Source organism: Streptomyces sp. NPDC057616 (genome assembly GCF_042800575.1).
Lineage (GTDB): Bacteria > Actinomycetota > Actinomycetes > Streptomycetales > Streptomycetaceae > Streptomyces.
In genome coordinates this window covers 16,032-32,473 of the sequence record NZ_JBHVGU010000052.1, presented here as the reverse complement: position 1 = coordinate 32,473, position 16,442 = coordinate 16,032, and the positions used below count along the sequence as shown (strand labels likewise).

Sequence of the window (16,442 nt, the reverse complement as noted above, 5' to 3'; positions counted from 1 at the left end):
CCATCCCTCGCCCGGCGTGCGGCTGTCGCCCTCGCCGGTGCTGCCGCCCTGGCAGGACTCGCGGCCGCGTACGCGCCAGGTTTCGCGTACGCCGGGACGAGTGCCGCGACCGCCCCGCCCCAGTTCGATTTCAGTGACTGCCCGGCGCTTCCCGACGGAGTCGATCCGGCCCGTTGGAGGTGCGAAGTGCACACGGCGGCACCGCAGTTGACGATGGGCAAGGTCAGCGTGACCCTCGCTCCGATCACCATGACGCATGCCGAGGGTCCCATGCCCGACGGCACCAAGGGGCAGGTGTGGGGTGCGATGCACAGCGCGCCGACCGCGATCCCGGGCGGGCTGAGCGGCACCGCGGCAGGTGAGCATGTGCGGCAGCTCCGGCTCGCGATCAAGCCGGAGTACGGGGGGCGGTCCGACTTCTATACCGGGACGTTGAGCCTGCGCTTCCGGGTGCTGAGCCCGTTGCTGTCGCGCGGGTGCACCATCGGGGCCGGCGCGCCGGTCGACTTCCAGCTGAAGCGGTCGGGTCCCTCCGAGTGGCTCTCGCAGGACCCGCCGCTGATCAAGTTCTCGGCGTACGACGACACCTTCGCCGCCCCCGCCGCCGAGAACTGCGGGCCGCTCACCGCACCGCTCAACCGGCGGCTCGGGCTGCCGGCGTCGAGCGGGAACCTGATGAGCTACGACGCCACCTACACCTTCCGGACGTACGATCAGCTGCCGACCGCCTGAGGGGCGGAGGGCGCCAACCCGTTTACTTGATCACTGGGCGGGTCGGTCTCCCTCGGCGATGCCCGACGTCCGTGACGGCGTGGAGCGCAGGGCCAGGATCAGGTCCAGGCGGGTTTCGGGGTCGTGCAGGCCGTCCCCGAAAAGCTTCTCCAGTTGGCGCAGGCGGTAGCGGACCGTCTGCGGGTGGACGTGGAGGCGGGCCGCGACGTCGGGCACGTTGCTGCCGCTGAGCAGCCAGGCCAGCAGCGTGTCGGCCAGCCGCGCCCGCTGCCCCTCGGACGCGGCGTCCAAGGGGGCGAGGACGCGCGCGGCGAGGTGGGCGAGCAGCGGTTCGTCGCTGTGGAGCAGCAGGGTGGCGAGGTGGTCGGCGCAGCGCACGACGCCTTGGCGGGGCAGGATTCCGCGGCCCATCAGACCCAGCGCTCGCGTCGCCCACTGCAGCGACCGTGCGGCCTCGGCGAGCGGGACCGTCGGGCCGATCGCCGCCGGGCGGCCGCCCAGGCCGATGACGAACGCCCGTCCGCCGAACCGTCCCGTGCCCCCGGGATCCGGCACCAGCACCCGTGGCGGCCGGGCCTCCAGGTCCGTCAACGCCCCGGGTATGGAGGGCAGTTGGTCGTCGAAGCGGGCGTCCGTGGAGGACGCCAGCGTTACGACGGCCACCTCGGCGGGCACCCGCCACCGTGCCCCGTGCGCCAGGTCCTGCACCGTCTCCGGCGACACAGGACCGTCGTCCAGCAGCAGGTCGAGGAGCCGTCTGCGGCGCCGTTCCAGTTCGTGCGCGCTGCGCGCCTGTGCCTCGGCGTATCCGGCGGCGGCCGCCTCGGCGACCTCGTGCACGGTCCGGAACGCCAGTTCGCCCAGCGCCGCCACGGCCGCCGTGTCCAGGCCGAGTTCCTCCGCCGTACGGCCCATCAGCCGCCAGGCGTGCAGACCTCCCACCCGCAGCGCCGACTGCAGCGCGTCCAGGCTGCGGCCCTCCAGGGCCTCGCCGCGCCCGAGCTCGTAGTACGTCGCCGCGATCGACGCCCCCTGGCCGCCTGGATCGGCGATGTGGTCGATGAACAGCGTGAGCGCCTGCACCACGCCGGCCCGCAGATTGCGGCGGTAGGTGCCGTCGGCGGGCCGCGCGTACTCGGGAACCTGGCGGCACACCTCCTCCTCCACCTCGTCCGCCACGCGCTCGAGTCGGGCGAACAGCAGCTCGGCCAGCTCGGGCGGGACCGCGGGGTCACCGAGACCGGCAGGCGTGCGGGGATCGCCGGGCGTGTCGCGTTCGCCAGACGTGCCGCCTTCAACAGACGTGCCGCGTGCGCCGGGCGTACCGGTATCTCCGGGCCTACCGCGTTCGCCTGGCGCACCCCGATCGCCAGTCACACCGCGATCGCCAGCCACTCCGGGATCATCAGACGTGCCGCGCGGAGTGGGGACGGCCACGACGGGCACTCCTTTCCCCCGGAGGCGGCTCATCCATGGACCGGTGCCCATGGGACGAGGGGAACGTCCTGTGTTCGACGGATGCCCCCTGCGCTCCGTTCCGTGCCCCGGCTGCACCGACATCACTCCGGTAGCCCGAGCGCACCGGCGAGCATCGGCCACGAGGCGGCGAACTCCCCTTTCCAGTAGGCCCAGCTGTGCCCTCCTCCCGCGTAGTAGTGCGTGGTGACCGGGATGCCGAGCAGGGCGAGGGTGTCGGTGAAGCGGTGCGCGGAGGGCCACAGCAGGCTCTCCAGGGCTTCGGGCAGCCAGTCTCCGAGGCCGCCCGCGACCCCGCTGCCGCTGGAGACGTACAGCGGTGTGCCGCGCAGCCCGGTGGCGCGGGCCCGCGGGTTGAAGTCGTGCCAGACGAGCAGATCGAGCACCGGGCTGCCCCACAGCGAGTGGGGCGCCAGGTTCTCGCGGGCCACGATCGCGTCCACGAGAGCGGGTACGCCGACGGCCGTCGTGTCGAGGATGCCGCTGTAGGAGGCCGCGGCGGCGAACGCCCCCGGATGGCGGGCCGCGTGCGCCATCGCGCCGTAGCCGCCGGTGGACACGCCCGCCACGGCCCGCACGCCGGAGGCCCGGTAGTCGCGGGCCAGCAGCGCCGGCACCTCCTGGACCTGGAAGGTCTCGTAGTCCGCACCGCTGCGCCAGGTGGTGGGGATGCCGGTGGGGCCCGCCTCCGGCATGGCCACGATCAGGTCGCGGCCCTCGGTGAAGGACTCGATGTCCGTCTCCCGGGTCCACGACGTGTAGTCGTCGTGGGCGCCGTGCAGCAGGTACAGCACGGGATAGGTGCGGCCGGGCCGCGCGTCGAAGCCGGACGGCAGGATCAGCCGTACCGTCGCGGTGCGGTCCAGCGCGGCGGAGGCGACCGGCACGTCGAAGGTGCGCGCGCCGGCCTGGGTCGCGGCCCGGGCGCGTCCGGCGGCAGAGAAGCCGAACAGGGCGGCCAGTCCCGTGACGGCCGCGGCCCTGGTGACGGAGCGTCGGGAGATTCCGGCGGTGCTGTACGGCATGGCGGCTCCTCAGTCGGGTTGGGCGTCCGGCCGGGCGGTGGCGTCCGGCGAGGCGAGCACCCGCCGCAGATGGGCGGCGATCTGGTCGACGTGCGGCGGGTCGAGCAGTGACAGGTGGTGCCCCGGGACCGGCACGACGGTCAGCCGTGGGCACACCTCGTCCCAGCCGAGCGCGTCGTCGTCCCGCTCGTACGCCGGATCGCGCACGGTGTGCGGGGCCGGTGCGGTGGCCCGGTACAGGACCACCGTCCCGTCGTAGGCACCCGGCCGGTGCGCCTCGCCGGTCCTCAGGTCCAGGTAGGAGGCCCGCTGGTGCTCCAGCGCGGCGGCCGGCACCTCTACGGTGCCGCGCAGGGCCCGCAGCACCCGTTCGATGCGCTCGTGGTCGTCGTCCGTCGCCACGAGTTCGTCGTACGGCAGCCTCAGGTCGACTCCGTAGGTGTCTGCGACGTACCCGGCGAAGCCCGTGAGGTGTGCACGGATGCGGTCGGCGCGGGTGCGGCCCGGCTGGGGGAGCGGCCGTACGGAGTCGATGAGCGCGACCAGCTCCACCACCCGTCCGGCGGAGGTGAGTTGCCGGGCCGTCTCCTGCGCCAGGAAGCCGCCGAAGGACCAACCGCCCAGCGCGCACGGCCCGTCCGGGTGGGCGGCGTCGATCGCCTCGGCATAGCGGCGGGCCTTCTCCGGCACGGTACGGGCGTCCTCGATCCGTTCCAGGCCGTACACCGACCGGTCGCCGCCCAGCCGTTCGGCGAGCCCGCGGTAGACGTCGATGGGCCCGCCCGCCGCGTGGAAGAGGAACAGCGGGGGCCGCGTGCCGTCGGTGCGCAGGGCCCGGAGGGGAGTGGACGTCGCCTTGCCGATCCGGTCGGCGACCTCGCCGACCGTGGCCGCGCCGAACAGGTCGCGCAGGGGCAGGTCGACGGTGAACTCCCGTTCCAGGGCGGTCCGGATGCGGACGGCCATCAGGGAGTCGAGGCCGAGCTCGGTCAGCGCCGTCGCGGCGGTGATGCGGCTCGTCGGATGGCCGGTGACGGCGGCGATGTGCCGGCTGACGCGGGCGGCCACCGATGTGTCCGCGACGGCGGGTGCGGCGGGTTCCGCCCAGCGTTCCGCGGCCGGTGCGGTGGAGGAGGCGGCGCCGTCCGTCCACCAGAACCGGGCATGCCGCCAGCGCGGCGCCGGCAGGTCGACGACCCGCCCGGGGGGCAGGGGCAGGCGCAGGCCGGCCGCGTACAGGGTGCCCAACTCCGTCTGGAACACCGCCGATTCGTCGGCGTCGCGGCGCATCGTGGCCACGGTCAGCGCGTCGGGCACCGTGTCGGCGACGGAACGGCCCAGCACCGGGTGCGGCGAGACCTCGACGAAGGCGGTGTGGCCGTCCTCGGCGGCCGCCGCCAGCGCCCGGTCCAGACGGACCGGCCGGCGCAGGTTGGCGGCCCAGTGCGCGGCGTCGAACTCGCACTCGCCGCGCGGGTCGTCGAGCACCGTGGAGTAGACGGGGATACGCGGCCGTCCGCCCCGGACGTCCGCCAGGGTCTCGGTCAGCTCCGGCAGGAGCGGGTCCACCTGGGGGCTGTGCCCGGCGCCGACGACCCGCATGGCGCGGGCGGTACGGCCCTGCTTCTCCAGCCGTCGCACCAGCCGCGCGACCGCGGCCTCCGCGCCGGTGACGACCTTCTGCCGGGGCGAGGAGTGGACGGCGATGTGCACGTCGGGGAAGTCCTGTGCCAGGGAGGGCAGTTCGTCGTCATCCAGGTCGACGACGGCCATCGCGCCGCCGTGCAGCCTGCCGAGCAGCCGGGCCCGCATGGCGGCGACCCGCGCCGCGTCGGGCACGTCCAGGGCGCCCGCGCAGACGGCGGCGGCCACCTCGCCCATGGAGTGGCCGATGACGGCGACCGGTTCGGCGCCGTAGGAGCGCCACAGCTCGGCCAGCGCCAACTGGACTCCGAACAGCATGGGTTGGGCGACTTCCAGGTGATCGAGCGGACCGCCGGAGGCCAGGTGTTCGTGGAAGGAGAAGCCGAACTCGTCGGAGATCTGCGCGTCCAGCTTCTCCACGGCGGCGGCGAAGGCCGGCTCCTCGGAGAGCAGCCGGCGCCCCATCCCGGGCCACTGGCTGCCGTACCCGGAGAACACCCAGACCGGCCCGCGTCCGACGCGATCACGGTCGCCGGTCAGGACCCGTGTATGCGGGCGCCCTTCGGCCAACGCGCGCAGTGCCTCGGCAAGTTCGACTCCGCCGCGCGCCACGACCGCCGCGCGTACGGCACCACGGCCCGCACGTCCCGCGAGGGTGCGGGCCACGTCGGCCGGGCACGCGTGGGACCCCTCGGGCGAGGCCGGCCACGCCGCGAGCCGTTTGGCGGTGTCGCGCACGCGTGCCGTGTCGACGTCGGAGAGCAGGTGGAGGCGGGCCGCGGGCTCCTCGGCCGGCGGCGCGGGGAGGGCGCCGGGCCGCCATTCCTCCAGGACGGCATGGGCGTTGGTGCCGCCGAACCCGAAGCCCGACACCCCGGCGACGGCGCTGCCGCCGTAGCGGGGCCACGGCTCGGGCTCGGTCACCACGCGCAGACGCGGGTCGGTCAGGGCGCTGCCGTGCGCGCAGTGCAGCGACGGCGGGATGCGGTCGTGGTGGAGTGCGAGGACCGTCTTCACCAGGCCGGCGATGCCCGCGGCGGACTCCAGATGACCCAGGTTGCCCTTCACCGAGCCGAGCAGCAGCGGCTGTTCGGGATCGCGGCCCGCCCCGAGCACGGCGGCGAGCGCGCCCGCCTCGATGGGATCGCCGAGCGGGGTGCCGGTGCCGTGCGCCTCCACGTGATCCACGTGCGCCGGAGCCAGCCCGGCGCGTGCGTAGGCGGTGGTCAACAGGGCTTGCTGCGCTGCGGGGTTGGGGGCGAGGAGGCCGTTCGAGCGGCCGTCGGAGTTGACGGCGGTCGCGCGGATGACAGCCAGGACGCGGTCGCCGTCCCGTTCGGCGTCGGACAGCCGTTTCAGCAGGACGGCCGCGCAGCCCTCCCCGCGCCCGATGCCGTCGGCCGCCGGGGAGAACGGCTTGCAGCGTCCGTCCGGCGCCAGCGCGCCCGCCCGCCCGAAGGCGACGCCGACGACGGGCGACAGCAGCACGTTGACCCCGGCGGCGATGGCCGTGTCGCTCTCGCCGGTCCGCAGGCTGACGCAGGCGTGGTGCACCGCGACCAGCGAGGACGAGCAGGCCGTGTCGACGGCCATGCTGGGCCCGCGGGTGTCGAGGGCGTACGCCAGCCGTCCCGCGGTCACGCTGAGGGCTCCGCCCGCCGGGGCCCACGGGTCGACGGCGGCCGGGTCGGCGCCGGTGAGCTGCCCGTACTCCGGCGCCGAGACACCGACGAAGACGCCGGTGGCCGTACCGGCGAGCGCGTGTGCCGGCACGGCGGCGTGGTCGAGGGTCTCGCGGACGACCTCCAGGAGAATCCGCTGCTGGGGGTCCATCACCGCGGCCTCGCGCGGGGTGATGCGGAAGAACTCGGCGTCGAAGCCCGCGATGTCGTCGAGATAACCGCCGTACGCGGGCGCCTCGTCGGGCGGGAAGGGCGTGAAGTCGCCCCATCTGGCCTCCGGTACGCGCCGGATGGCGTCGGTTCCCTCCTCCAGCAGCCGCCAGTAGTCCGCCGGGCCGTGCACGCCGCCGGGCAGCCGGCAGCCCACCCCGATGACCGCGACGGGTTCGGCTGCCACGGCTGGGGGCGGGAACGTGACCGGCTCGGGGGCGAGTTGGGCCGCCGTACGGCACAGGTGTGCCACCAGGGCGTCGCCGGTGGGCGCCTCCCACAGCAGCGTCGCCGGCAGCTCGCGGCCCGTCAGCAGGGACAGCTCCCCGGCCAGCACGACCGCGTCCCGCGAGGACATGCCCAGATCCGCCAGTGGGCGGTCCATCGGGACGGGGCCGGCGGGGCCGCCCTGCCAGGCGGCGACCCGCTCGGAGAGCAGACGGCGCACCGCGCCCTCGTCGACGGCCCTCATTCCGCGCTCTCCGCCGTGTAGGCGCCCTCCAGGTATCGGGCTCGGGTCAGTGCCCGCGACACCTTGCCGCTGGACGTCCGGGGCACGGTGCCCGGAGCGACGAGCGCGACGTCGGCGAGCCGCAGCCCGTGCCGGACGGAGACGGCCGCGCGCACGGCCCGCACCAGGGCCGGCACGTCGATGTCGGCGAGGCTCAACGCGCGCGCGTGCTCCGCCACGACCACCACCCGCTCGGCCGTGCCGCCCGGCACCGCGAAGGCGGCCAGCCGGTCGCGCCGCACGGCCGGATCGGCCTCCTGCGCGGTGGCCTCCACGTCCTGCGGATAGTGGTTACGGCCGTCGACGACGATCAGGTCCTTCAGCCGGCCGGTGACGATCAACTGGCCGTCCAGCACGGTGCCGAGGTCGCCGGTGCGCAGCCAGCGGCCGTCGTGCGCGTGCCCGTCCACCGCCTCCGCGACCGTCGCGCCGAAGACCCGCCGCGTCTGCGGTTCGTTGTTCCAGTAGCCCCGGCCGACATTGGGCCCCTGCACCCAGATCTCCCCGACCTCCCCCTCGCCGAGCACCGCGCAGGACAGGGGATCGACGATGCGCACCTGCTGCCCCGCCGGTGTCCCGCAGCCCGCCACCAGCACGGCTCTGGGGTCGTCCGGCCGCGCCGGCAGGGCCTTGCCGGAGGCGAGCGCGTCGCGGTCGAGGGCGAACCGGGCGATCGGCTCGCCGGGCCGGGCGGCACTGACGAAGACGGTGGCCTCGGCGAGACCGTACGAGGGGCAATGCGCCCCGGCGGGCAGCCGCTGCGCGGCGAACGCGGTGTGGAAGCGGTCCGCGGTGCCGGGCCGGACCGGCTCGCTGCCGTTGATCAGCGCGGCGACGCCGTCCAGCCGTAGGTCCGCCTTCTGCGCCTCGGTGACGGCGGAGGCGCAGTAGTCGTAGGCGAAGTTGGGTGCGGCGCTGATCGCCCGCGGGTGCGCGGCGAGCAGCCGGAGCCAGCGCGCCGGTTCGTGCAGGAAGGCGGCCGGGTCCATGACGACCGACAGCAGACCCCGTACGACCGGTGCCGCGACGCTCAGCACGAGCCCCATGTCGTGGTAGAGCGGCAGCCAGCCCACGCAGGTCACCGGGTGCGCGTCCGCGCCGTAGGCGGTCAGTGCCTGGCGGGCGTTGGCGACGACGTTGGCATGGGTGATCTCCACGCCCGCCGGGGCGCGGGTGGAGCCGGACGTGTACTGCAGATAGGCGGTCGCCCCGGCGTCCGGCGCGGGAGCCCGCCAGTTTTCGGCGGCGGCATCGGGCACCTCGTCCACCGCGAGGACCGGTACCCGCGTGCGCTCGCAGAAGTCGCGCACCTCCTCCAAGGCGCGGCTCGTGGTCAGGACGACGGTGGGACGCGCGTCGGCCAGGACCCCGACGAGCCGGTCGCCGTGCCCGGGCAGACCCGGCGGATACAGCGGTACGGCGACCAGCCCGGCCGCCAGCGCGGCGAGGAAGCCGGTGACGTACTCCGTCCCCTGCGGGCACAGCAGGGCGACGCGCGACCCGGGCTCGGCCCGCTCGGCGAGCCGGGCGGCCAGCGCCCGCACCCGCACGTCAAGGCGCTGCCAGGTCAGGGTGCGATGCACCCCGCGCGAGCCGGGGGAGGGATGGTCGACGAACGTGAACGCCCGGCGGTCGGGGGCGGTTTCGGCCCAGTGCCGCACGTACTCGGGCAGAGTCCGGTACACGGGCGCGTGCGGGATGCGGCGGCTTTCCATACGGGCGTGGCTCCTCACATCGCGGTTCGGCTGGCGGGTCGTGCGCGGTGGGGGATGGTGCGGATCGGAGCGGTGGGGCATGGGGCGGGCTGGAGCGCCGGGGGAGGTGCGGGTCAGAGCGGGATGTTGCCGTGCCGGCGCTCGGGCATCGGGGCGCGCTTGCCGCGCAGGGCCCGCAGGGCGCGGCAGATGTGGGCGCGGGTGTCGCGCGGGGCGATGACGGCGTCGACGTACCCGCGTTCCGCGGCGGGGTACGGCGTGCCGTGTGTGATCTCGTACGCGGCGACGAGACGCGCGCGCAACGCGTCGGGGTCGGCGGCGGCGGCGAGTTCGCGCCGGTGCAGCACGCCGACGGCCCCTTCCGCCCCCATCACGGCGATACGGGCGGTGGGCCAGGCGAGGTTGACGTCCGCGCCGAGATGCTTGGAGCCCATCACCGCGTACCCGCCGCCGTAGGCCTTGCGCACCACGACGGTGATCTTCGGGACGGTGGCCTCGGCGTACGCGTACAGCAGTTTGGCGCCGCGCCGGATGATGCCGGCCCGCTCCTGGCGCACGCCGGAGAGATAGCCGGGGACGTCGGCGAAGGTCAGCAGCGGTATGCCGAACGCGTCGCAGAACCGCACGAACCGCGCCGCCTTCTCCGAGGCGTCGATGTCCAGGACACCGGCCGAGTGCAGCGGCTGGTTGGCGACGACGCCGACGCTGGCGCCCTCGATCCGGGCGAGCGCGCAGATGATGTTGGGCGCGAACAGCTCCTGCACGTACAGGAGTTCACCGTCGTCGACGACCGACTGCAGGACGCCCCGCATGTCGTAGGCCTGCCCGGTCCGATCGGGCACGATCCGGTCGAGCAGATCACCGTCGTCGGCGGACCCGGGCGCGTAGGCGGGCGGCCGCTCGAGGTTGTTGGCGGGCAGGTACGACAGCAGGTCGCGTACGGCGTCCAGGGCGTCCTCCTCGTCGGCGGCGAGGAAGTGGGCGTTGCCGTTGACGGTGTTGCTGGTGCGCGCGCCGCCCAGGTCCTCGGCGGTGGTGCGCTCCCCGGTGACCGTCTCGATGACGTCGGGGCCCGTGACGAACATGTGGGAGACGCCGTCCACCATCACCGTGAAGTCGGTGATGGCGGGCGAGTAGGCGGCGCCGCCCGCGCACGGCCCGAGGACGACGGAGATCTGCGGGATCACCCCGGACGCCCGCACGTTGCGCCGCACCAGCTCCGCGTAGAGGGCGAGCGAGACGACGCCCTCCTGGATGCGGGCGCCGCCGGAGTCGTTGAGCCCGACGACCGGGCAGCCCGTCTTCAGCGCCAGGTCCATCAGCGCCACGGTCTTCTCGCCGAAGGCCTCGCCCATACTGCCGCCGAAGACCGTTGAGTCCTGCGCGAACACGCAGATCGGCCTTCCGTCGACGGTGCCGTATCCGGTCACCACCCCGTCTCCGTACGGGCGTTGAGCGTCGTCCGGGGTGGTCCGGGCGCGTACGAACAGGCCGGTCTCGCAGAAGGAGTCGTCGTCCAGCAGCCGCGCGATCCGCTCGCGCGCGCCGAGGGCGCCGCGCCGTCGGGACACCCCCGAAGCCACCGCCTGGGCATGGCGGCGCTTCAGGTCGGCCATGCGGCCGGCGGTGCCGTCCGGCGCGGGTGCCGTCCTCGTGGTTCGAGATGTAGTCGCCTCACGCGTCACAGCCACCTCCGAAGTTGCTTTCGAATATGGCAGCGGGACGGGAGAGGATTTGGTTGATCGCCGCTCTGTTTGCGGGAGTTGAGTCTCGTGGAACGGCGGTTGCTCCTGACGTGACAAGGGTTGGGGTGCGCCGGGAGGTTCGCGGTCAGGAAGCGGCGGTACGGGCGGCGCGATGGCGGCGGACCGCGTCGCGGTTGGCGCAGCGCTGGGAGCAGTAGCGCCGACGGCCGGTACGGGAGGTGTCGGCGAAGATCGCGGTGCACTCCGCTACGTCGCAGCGCCGCAGCCGGTGCATGCCGCGCCCCGTCAGGTGCAGGGCGGTGCCCACGGAGATCAGCGACAGCAGCAGCCTGCCGAGCGGCTGACGTTCGTCGCGGTAGTGCACGTGCCAGCCGGTTCCGGCGTGGTTGGTCATCCGCGGGTAGGCGGCGGCCGACGCCAGCATCGCGTTGAGCAGCCCGGCCCGCTCGTGCTCGTCGGTCGCGTCGACGACCTCCTCCCACGCGTCCAGCGCCTCCAGGGCGTCGGCGAGGTCCTCCGGGGTGGCCGGGCGGTCCAGCACCAGCCCGGCGGCCCGGCAGCGGTCCGCGAGGTTCTCGGCGTCGGCGGGGCGCCGGTTGGCCAGGTCGGCGGCGAGGTTCACGGCATCCTCGCCGTAAGGGTTGAGGTGCATAAGACCATTACAGCAGGCTGGTGGACATGTCACCACGCACCGGAATCGCCAGTGCCGTACGGCGGGCCGGCGAGTACGACCTCGTCGAGCTCCTGCGCCTGCGGACCCTGCTCTTCGACGACCTCGGCGGTGACTTCTTCAATCCCGCGACGGACGACGGCAGTTGGCTGGACACCCTGGCCGTGGTGCTGAAGCAGCAACTGCGGGCGGGGGACGTACGCATCCTGGTCGCGGACGCGGCGGGGGACCGCGACGGCGGTGAGCGCGGCGACGGTGACCGCGGCCTCGCAGCCTGTGGCATCGGCACGATCGAGCAGCGGCTGCCCGGGCCGCACCTGCGCAACGGCCGCATCGGCCATGTGATCGGCGTGATCACCGACCCGGCGCACCGGCGGCGCGGCCACAGCCGGGCGATCATGCGGGGTCTGCTCGACTGGTTCCGCGAGCGCGAGGTGGCCCGCGTCGACCTCTACGCCTCCGTCGAGGGCGAGCCCCTCTACCGCGACCTGGGCTTCACGGATCTCCCGGACCCCGCACTGTACTGGCGCCCGTGACCTGAACCGTCGCGCCAACCGTCTCGCTATTTCTTCTCATTACGCCGCCGGTGCCATTCTCGGCGACACGAGCGCGTGGTGGTTGACTGCGCTCAATTGCCTGATCCCGGCCCAAGATTTTGCCATGCGCCGGGCCAACTGGCCTCCCGCGCTACCCCATCCGGTGGCTTATGGCCGCCGTAGCGTTATTCCCCCTTCCGATTTCCTGATTATTCCACTGTCCGGCTCTTGGTACTGACCAGCTGTCACCAAGCTCCGAACCAAGACGAGGAGAGTGGAATCAATGACGACATCGCCGAGATGGCGATCTGTTCTGGCGTCAGCCACCATGGTCGCCGCGCTCGCCACCACCCCACTGACGAGCCCGCTGTTCGCCTTCGCCCAGGACGACAGCGCCCCGATGCCCCCGCACCCGGGGCAGTCGTCCGGAACGGGTCCGCAATCGCAGCCCGCGGAGGCGGTACCCCAGGATCAGCAGGCGACACCGGCGCACGAGGCGAAGCCGGAGAATCCGGGGCACGACTCGAAGCCCGAAAAGCCGGGGCATGAGGGTAAGCCGTCGCATGAGAGCAAGCCCGAACACGGAGGCAAGCCTGAGCACGAGGGCAAGCCCGAACATGAGGGAAAGCCGGGGCACTGGACCAAGCCGGAGAAGCCGGGGCATCCGGCCAAGCCGGAGCACCCGTCCTACCCGGCCAAGCCGGAGCACCCCTCGAAGCCGGAGTACCCGGCTCACCCCGTGAAGCCCGAATACCCGTCGCACCCGGTGAAGCCTGAATACCCGGCCCATCCGGTCAAGCCGGAGATGCCCGTGTACCCGGTGAAGCCCGAGTATCCGGCCCATCCGGTCAAGCCGGAGTATCCGTCGAAGCCGGTGTACCCGGTCTATCCGGTGAAGCCGGAGATGCCCGCGTATCCGGTGAAGCCGATGTACCCCTCGAAGCCTGTGATGCCCGCGTATCCGGTGAAGCCCGAGTATCCCGCTCACCCCGTGAAGCCGGCCTTCCCTTCGAAGCCCGTTTACCCGGTGCTGCCGCAGATGCCCGCGTATCCGGTGAAGCCGGTGTACCCCTCGAAGCCTGTGATGCCCGCGTATCCGGTCAAGCCGGAAATGCCGGCCTACCCGGTCAAGCCGGCGATGCCTGCTTACCCGGTCAAGCCCGCGTATCCGACGAAGCCTGAGATGCCCGCCTACCCGGCCAAGCCGGTGTACCCGGAAAAGCCGGCGATGCCTTCCTATCCGGAGAAGCCTGCGTATCCGACGAAGCCGGCCATGCCCGCGTACCCGGAGAAGCCCGCCTACCCCGCGAAACCGGCGTACCCGGCCAAGCCGGAGCGGCCCGCCTACCCGGCGAAGCCGGAGATGCCCGCGTATCCGGCCAAGCCGGAGAAGCCGGCCTATCCGGAGAAGCCCGCGATGCCGGCGTATCCGGCGAAGCCGGAGAAGCCCGCTTACCCGGCGCAGCCCGAGCGGCCGGCCTATCCGTCGCAGCCGGAGAAGCCCGCTTACCCCGCAAAGCCGGAGAAGCCCGCGTATCCCGCAAAGCCGGAGAAGCCCGCGTATCCCGCGCAGCCCGAGCGGCCCGCATACCCGGCGAAGCCGGAGCACCCCGCCTACCCGGAGCACCCGGCCAAGCCGGACTACCCGGCCAAGCCCGACCACCCGTCGCAGCCCATGAGGCCCGACTACCCGTCGAAGCCCGACATCCCGTCGAAGCCTGACATGCCGTCAAAGCCGAACTACCCCTCGGCTCCGTCGAAGTCCTCGTGGTAGCACCGCGGCTCCTTTCGCAGGAGGCCGCAGCGAGGTGACCGCCTTGCCGCACCCGTCGGCATCGGAGACACCGGCACCGCGGCGCCGGGCGGTCTCACGAAGGGCGCCTGACAGGCACTTGCTCTGTCAGGCGCCCTCGTGCGTCCGCTCGTTCGTCCTCTGCCACCGCCTCCAGCACGGCGTCACGGCCGGTGCGGGCGTGGTTCAGCGAAACGCCGCCTCGCCGGTGAGGGCCTTGCCGATGACGAGGGAGTGGACCTCGCTGGTGCCCTCGTAGGTGAGGACCGATTCGAGGTTGTTGGCGTGGCGGAGCACCGGGTATTCGAGGGTGATGCCGTTGGCGCCGAGGAGCGTGCGGCACTGGCGGGCGATCTCGATGGCCTCGCGGACGTTGTTGAGTTTGCCGACGCTGACCTGCTCGGGGGTGATGCGACCCTCGTCCTTGAGGCGGCCGAGGCGCAGGGCGAGCAGCATGCCCTTGTCGAGTTCGAGGGCCATGTCGGTCAGCTTCTGCTGGGTGAGCTGGTAGGAGGCGAGGGAGCGGCCGAAGACGGTGCGGTCGGCGACGTAGGAGAGGGCGGTCTCCAGGCAGTCGCGGGCGGCGCCGAGGGCGCCGAAGACGATGCCGAAGCGGGCCTCGTTGAGGCAGCCGAGCGGGCCGGACAGGCCCCGGGCCTTCGGGAGCATGGCGTCGGCGGGCAGCCGGACGTCCTCGAGGACGAGTTCGCTGGTGACGCTGGCGCACAGAGAGAGCTTCTGCTTGATCTCGGGGGCGGAGAAGCCGGGTGTGTCGGTCGGCACGACGAAGCCGCGGACGCCGTCGTCGGTACGGGCCCAGACCACCGCGACGTCCGCGACCGAGCCGTTGGTGATCCACATCTTGGTGCCGCTCAGCACCCAGTCGGAGCCGTCGCGCTTGGCGCGGGTGCGCATGGCGCCCGGGTCGGAGCCCGCGTCCGGCTCGGTGAGGCCGAAGCAGCCGATCTTCTCGCCCGCCGCCATGCCGGGCAGCCACTCCTGCTTGTGCTCCTCGGAGCCGTACTGCCGGATCGCGTACATGGCCAGTGATCCCTGCACCGAGACCAGGCTGCGCAGCCCGGAGTCGACAGCCTCCAGTTCCAGGCAGGCCAGGCCGTAGGAGACGGCGTTGGTGCCGGCGCAGCCGTAGCCGTCGAGGTGCATGCCGAGGACGCCGATGCCGCCGAGCAGCCGGGCCAGCTCGCGGGCGGGGATGCCCTCCTGGAACCACTGGGCGATGTGAGGGCGCAACTCCCGTTCGCCCAGGGCCCGTACGGTCCGCTGGATCTCACGCTCCTCGTCGCTCAGCAGTCCGTCGACGGCGACGAGGTCGAAGGGATGGACGGGAGAGGTGTTCATGTTCCGGCCTCCGGGGGACAGGTGCGGGCGGCTCCCACGGCCGCCAGTCAACCTCAGATCGGATTTTGGATCCAGTATTGATTATCCGCAGGCGAGTGCGTACGTTCGCAGCGGATGCCGAGGAAGGGAGAGAGCCGCATGCGCTCAAGCCGGCCGGTCCCGCGGGAAGCCGCCGAGCAGCCGCGGGAGGAGGCGCTGTCCGGGATCGTGGTCGCCGACTTCGGACGGGTGCTCGCCGCGCCGTACATGACGATGCTGCTCGCCGACCTCGGCGCCGACATCATCAAGATCGAACGGCCCGGGACCGGTGACGAGACCCGCGCCTGGGGCCCTCCCTTCGCGGACGGCGAGACCACCTACTTCCTGGGGGTCAACCGCAACAAGCGCTCCGTCGCCCTCGACCTGACCGACGAGCGGGACAAGGAGGCGGCCCGGGCAATCGTGGCCCGCGCCGACGTGCTGGTGGAGAACTTCCGGCCGGGCACGATGGAGCGCCTGGGCCTCGGCTACGAGGAGATGCGTGCGCTCAACCCCGGGCTGGTCTACTGCTCGGTGACCGGCTTCGGCAGCGCCGAGGGCGCCCAGCTGCCCGGCTACGACCTGCTGGTGCAGGCCATGGGCGGGCTGATGAGCGTGACCGGGGAGCCGGGCGGTCGGGGGACGAAGGCCGGCGTGGCGCTGGTCGACGTCATCACCGGCCTGCACGCGGGCATGGGCGTCCTGGCCGCCCTGCGGGAGCGCGAGCGCAGCGGCAGGGGCCAGCTCGTGGAGGTCTCCCTGCTCACCTCGCTGCTGTCGGCCCTGACCAACCAGGCGGCGGCGTACGTGGGGGCCGGAGTGGTGCCGCGGGCGATGGGCAACCGGCATCCGAGCATCGCCCCGTACGAGGTGCTCGAGGCGAAGGACCGGCCGCTCGTCCTGGCCGTGGGCAACGACCGCCAGTTTCGGACGCTGTGCGAACGGCTCGGCCGGGCTCCCCTGGCGGACGACCCGCGGTTCGCGACCAACGCGGCGCGGGTCGCCCACCGGCAGGAACTGCTCGACGAACTGGCCGGACCGCTCGCCGGGCGCACCGCGGACGAGTGGTTCGACGAGTTGACCGGGGCCGGTGTGCCCTGCGGGCCCATCAACGACCTCGCGGCGGCGTTCGAGCTGGCGGAGCGGCTCGGCCTGGACGCCCGGGTCCGGGTCGACGACCCGCGTCGCGGCGGCCCGGTCGAGCAGGTGGCGAACCCCGTCCGGCTCGGCGCCACACCCGCGACGTACCGCTCCGCTCCGCCGCGGCTCGGCGAGGACACCGGCGCGCTGCTGGCCGAGCTCGGGCTGACCGCACGGGAGGGGCGGTCAGGGCCCGACGAGGCGGCCGTGTAAGAAGATGGGACGC

The 16,442-nt window shown here is 73.1% G+C and carries 11 protein-coding genes; 4 read left to right on the top strand and 7 right to left on the bottom strand.

Annotated features, from left to right (window positions below):
- Positions 1-186 precede the first annotated feature (186 nt).
- Positions 187-732, top strand: coding sequence for a hypothetical protein (locus tag ACFU97_RS41070; protein ID WP_384267022.1), 546 nt, complete (start codon positions 187-189; stop codon positions 730-732).
- Positions 733-762: 30 nt separating this feature from the next.
- Here ACFU97_RS41070 and ACFU97_RS41065 read toward each other — a convergent pair whose 3' ends face one another.
- From ACFU97_RS41065 to ACFU97_RS41040, 6 genes are all read right to left on the bottom strand, one after another.
- On the bottom strand, positions 763-1,944 hold the full coding sequence (locus ACFU97_RS41065) for a PucR family transcriptional regulator (protein WP_384267087.1): 1,182 nt from the start codon (positions 1,942-1,944) through the stop codon (positions 763-765).
- A 347-nt stretch (positions 1,945-2,291) separates the two neighbouring features.
- Positions 2,292-3,233 (bottom strand): alpha/beta hydrolase, encoded by a 942-nt coding sequence (locus ACFU97_RS41060; protein ID WP_384267019.1) that lies wholly within the window; start codon positions 3,231-3,233, stop codon positions 2,292-2,294.
- A 9-nt stretch (positions 3,234-3,242) separates the two neighbouring features.
- Positions 3,243-7,241 carry an acyltransferase domain-containing protein gene (locus tag ACFU97_RS41055; protein WP_384267017.1) on the bottom strand — a complete coding sequence of 1,333 codons (3,999 nt, stop codon included), beginning with the start codon at positions 7,239-7,241 and terminating at the stop codon, positions 3,243-3,245.
- Positions 7,238-8,995 (bottom strand): fatty acyl-AMP ligase, encoded by a 1,758-nt coding sequence (locus ACFU97_RS41050; protein WP_384267014.1) that lies wholly within the window; start codon positions 8,993-8,995, stop codon positions 7,238-7,240. Before ACFU97_RS41050 ends, ACFU97_RS41055 begins: the two co-directional genes overlap by 4 nt.
- A 113-nt stretch (positions 8,996-9,108) precedes the next feature.
- Positions 9,109-10,611: an acyl-CoA carboxylase subunit beta gene (locus ACFU97_RS41045; RefSeq protein ID WP_384267012.1), complete on the bottom strand. Its 1,503-nt coding sequence runs from the start codon at positions 10,609-10,611 to the stop codon at positions 9,109-9,111.
- Between the two features lie 214 nt (positions 10,612-10,825).
- Positions 10,826-11,353: a CGNR zinc finger domain-containing protein gene (locus ACFU97_RS41040; protein WP_384267010.1), complete on the bottom strand. Its 528-nt coding sequence runs from the start codon at positions 11,351-11,353 to the stop codon at positions 10,826-10,828.
- A gap of 26 nt (positions 11,354-11,379) precedes the next feature.
- Between ACFU97_RS41040 and ACFU97_RS41035 the strand changes: the two genes are divergently transcribed.
- The gene (locus ACFU97_RS41035; RefSeq protein ID WP_384267007.1) at positions 11,380-11,907 is read left to right on the top strand and encodes a GNAT family N-acetyltransferase; all 528 of its coding nucleotides are present in this window, start codon (positions 11,380-11,382) and stop codon (positions 11,905-11,907) included.
- Positions 11,908-12,235: 328 nt separating this feature from the next.
- Positions 12,236-13,681 carry a hypothetical protein gene (locus ACFU97_RS41030; RefSeq protein WP_384267005.1) on the top strand — a complete coding sequence of 482 codons (1,446 nt, stop codon included), beginning with the start codon at positions 12,236-12,238 and terminating at the stop codon, positions 13,679-13,681.
- Positions 13,682-13,885: 204 nt separating this feature from the next.
- Here ACFU97_RS41030 and ACFU97_RS41025 read toward each other — a convergent pair whose 3' ends face one another.
- Complete coding sequence (locus tag ACFU97_RS41025; protein ID WP_384267003.1) at positions 13,886-15,058, bottom strand: acyl-CoA dehydrogenase family protein; 1,173 nt, start codon at positions 15,056-15,058, stop codon at positions 13,886-13,888.
- Positions 15,059-15,196: 138 nt separating this feature from the next.
- On the opposite strand from ACFU97_RS41025, the gene ACFU97_RS41020 reads away from it, so the two are divergent.
- Positions 15,197-16,429: a CaiB/BaiF CoA transferase family protein gene (locus tag ACFU97_RS41020; RefSeq protein WP_384267000.1), complete on the top strand. Its 1,233-nt coding sequence runs from the start codon at positions 15,197-15,199 to the stop codon at positions 16,427-16,429.
- Positions 16,430-16,442 lie beyond the last annotated feature (13 nt).

Excerpts from the sequence above, each read along its gene's own strand:
- ACFU97_RS41035 (WP_384267007.1), top strand. The coding sequence starts at position 11,380 with ATGTCACCACGCACCGGAATCGCCAGTGCCGTACGGCGGGCCGGCGAG.
- ACFU97_RS41040 (WP_384267010.1), bottom strand. The coding sequence starts at position 11,353 with ATGCACCTCAACCCTTACGGCGAGGATGCCGTGAACCTCGCCGCCGAC.
- ACFU97_RS41020 (WP_384267000.1), top strand. The coding sequence starts at position 15,197 with ATGCGCTCAAGCCGGCCGGTCCCGCGGGAAGCCGCCGAGCAGCCGCGG.
- ACFU97_RS41025 (WP_384267003.1), bottom strand. The coding sequence starts at position 15,058 with ATGAACACCTCTCCCGTCCATCCCTTCGACCTCGTCGCCGTCGACGGA.
- ACFU97_RS41045 (WP_384267012.1), bottom strand. The coding sequence starts at position 10,611 with ATGGCCGACCTGAAGCGCCGCCATGCCCAGGCGGTGGCTTCGGGGGTG.
- ACFU97_RS41060 (WP_384267019.1), bottom strand. The coding sequence starts at position 3,233 with ATGCCGTACAGCACCGCCGGAATCTCCCGACGCTCCGTCACCAGGGCC.
- ACFU97_RS41030 (WP_384267005.1), top strand. The coding sequence starts at position 12,236 with ATGGTCGCCGCGCTCGCCACCACCCCACTGACGAGCCCGCTGTTCGCC.
- ACFU97_RS41050 (WP_384267014.1), bottom strand. The coding sequence starts at position 8,995 with ATGGAAAGCCGCCGCATCCCGCACGCGCCCGTGTACCGGACTCTGCCC.
- ACFU97_RS41055 (WP_384267017.1), bottom strand. The coding sequence starts at position 7,241 with ATGAGGGCCGTCGACGAGGGCGCGGTGCGCCGTCTGCTCTCCGAGCGG.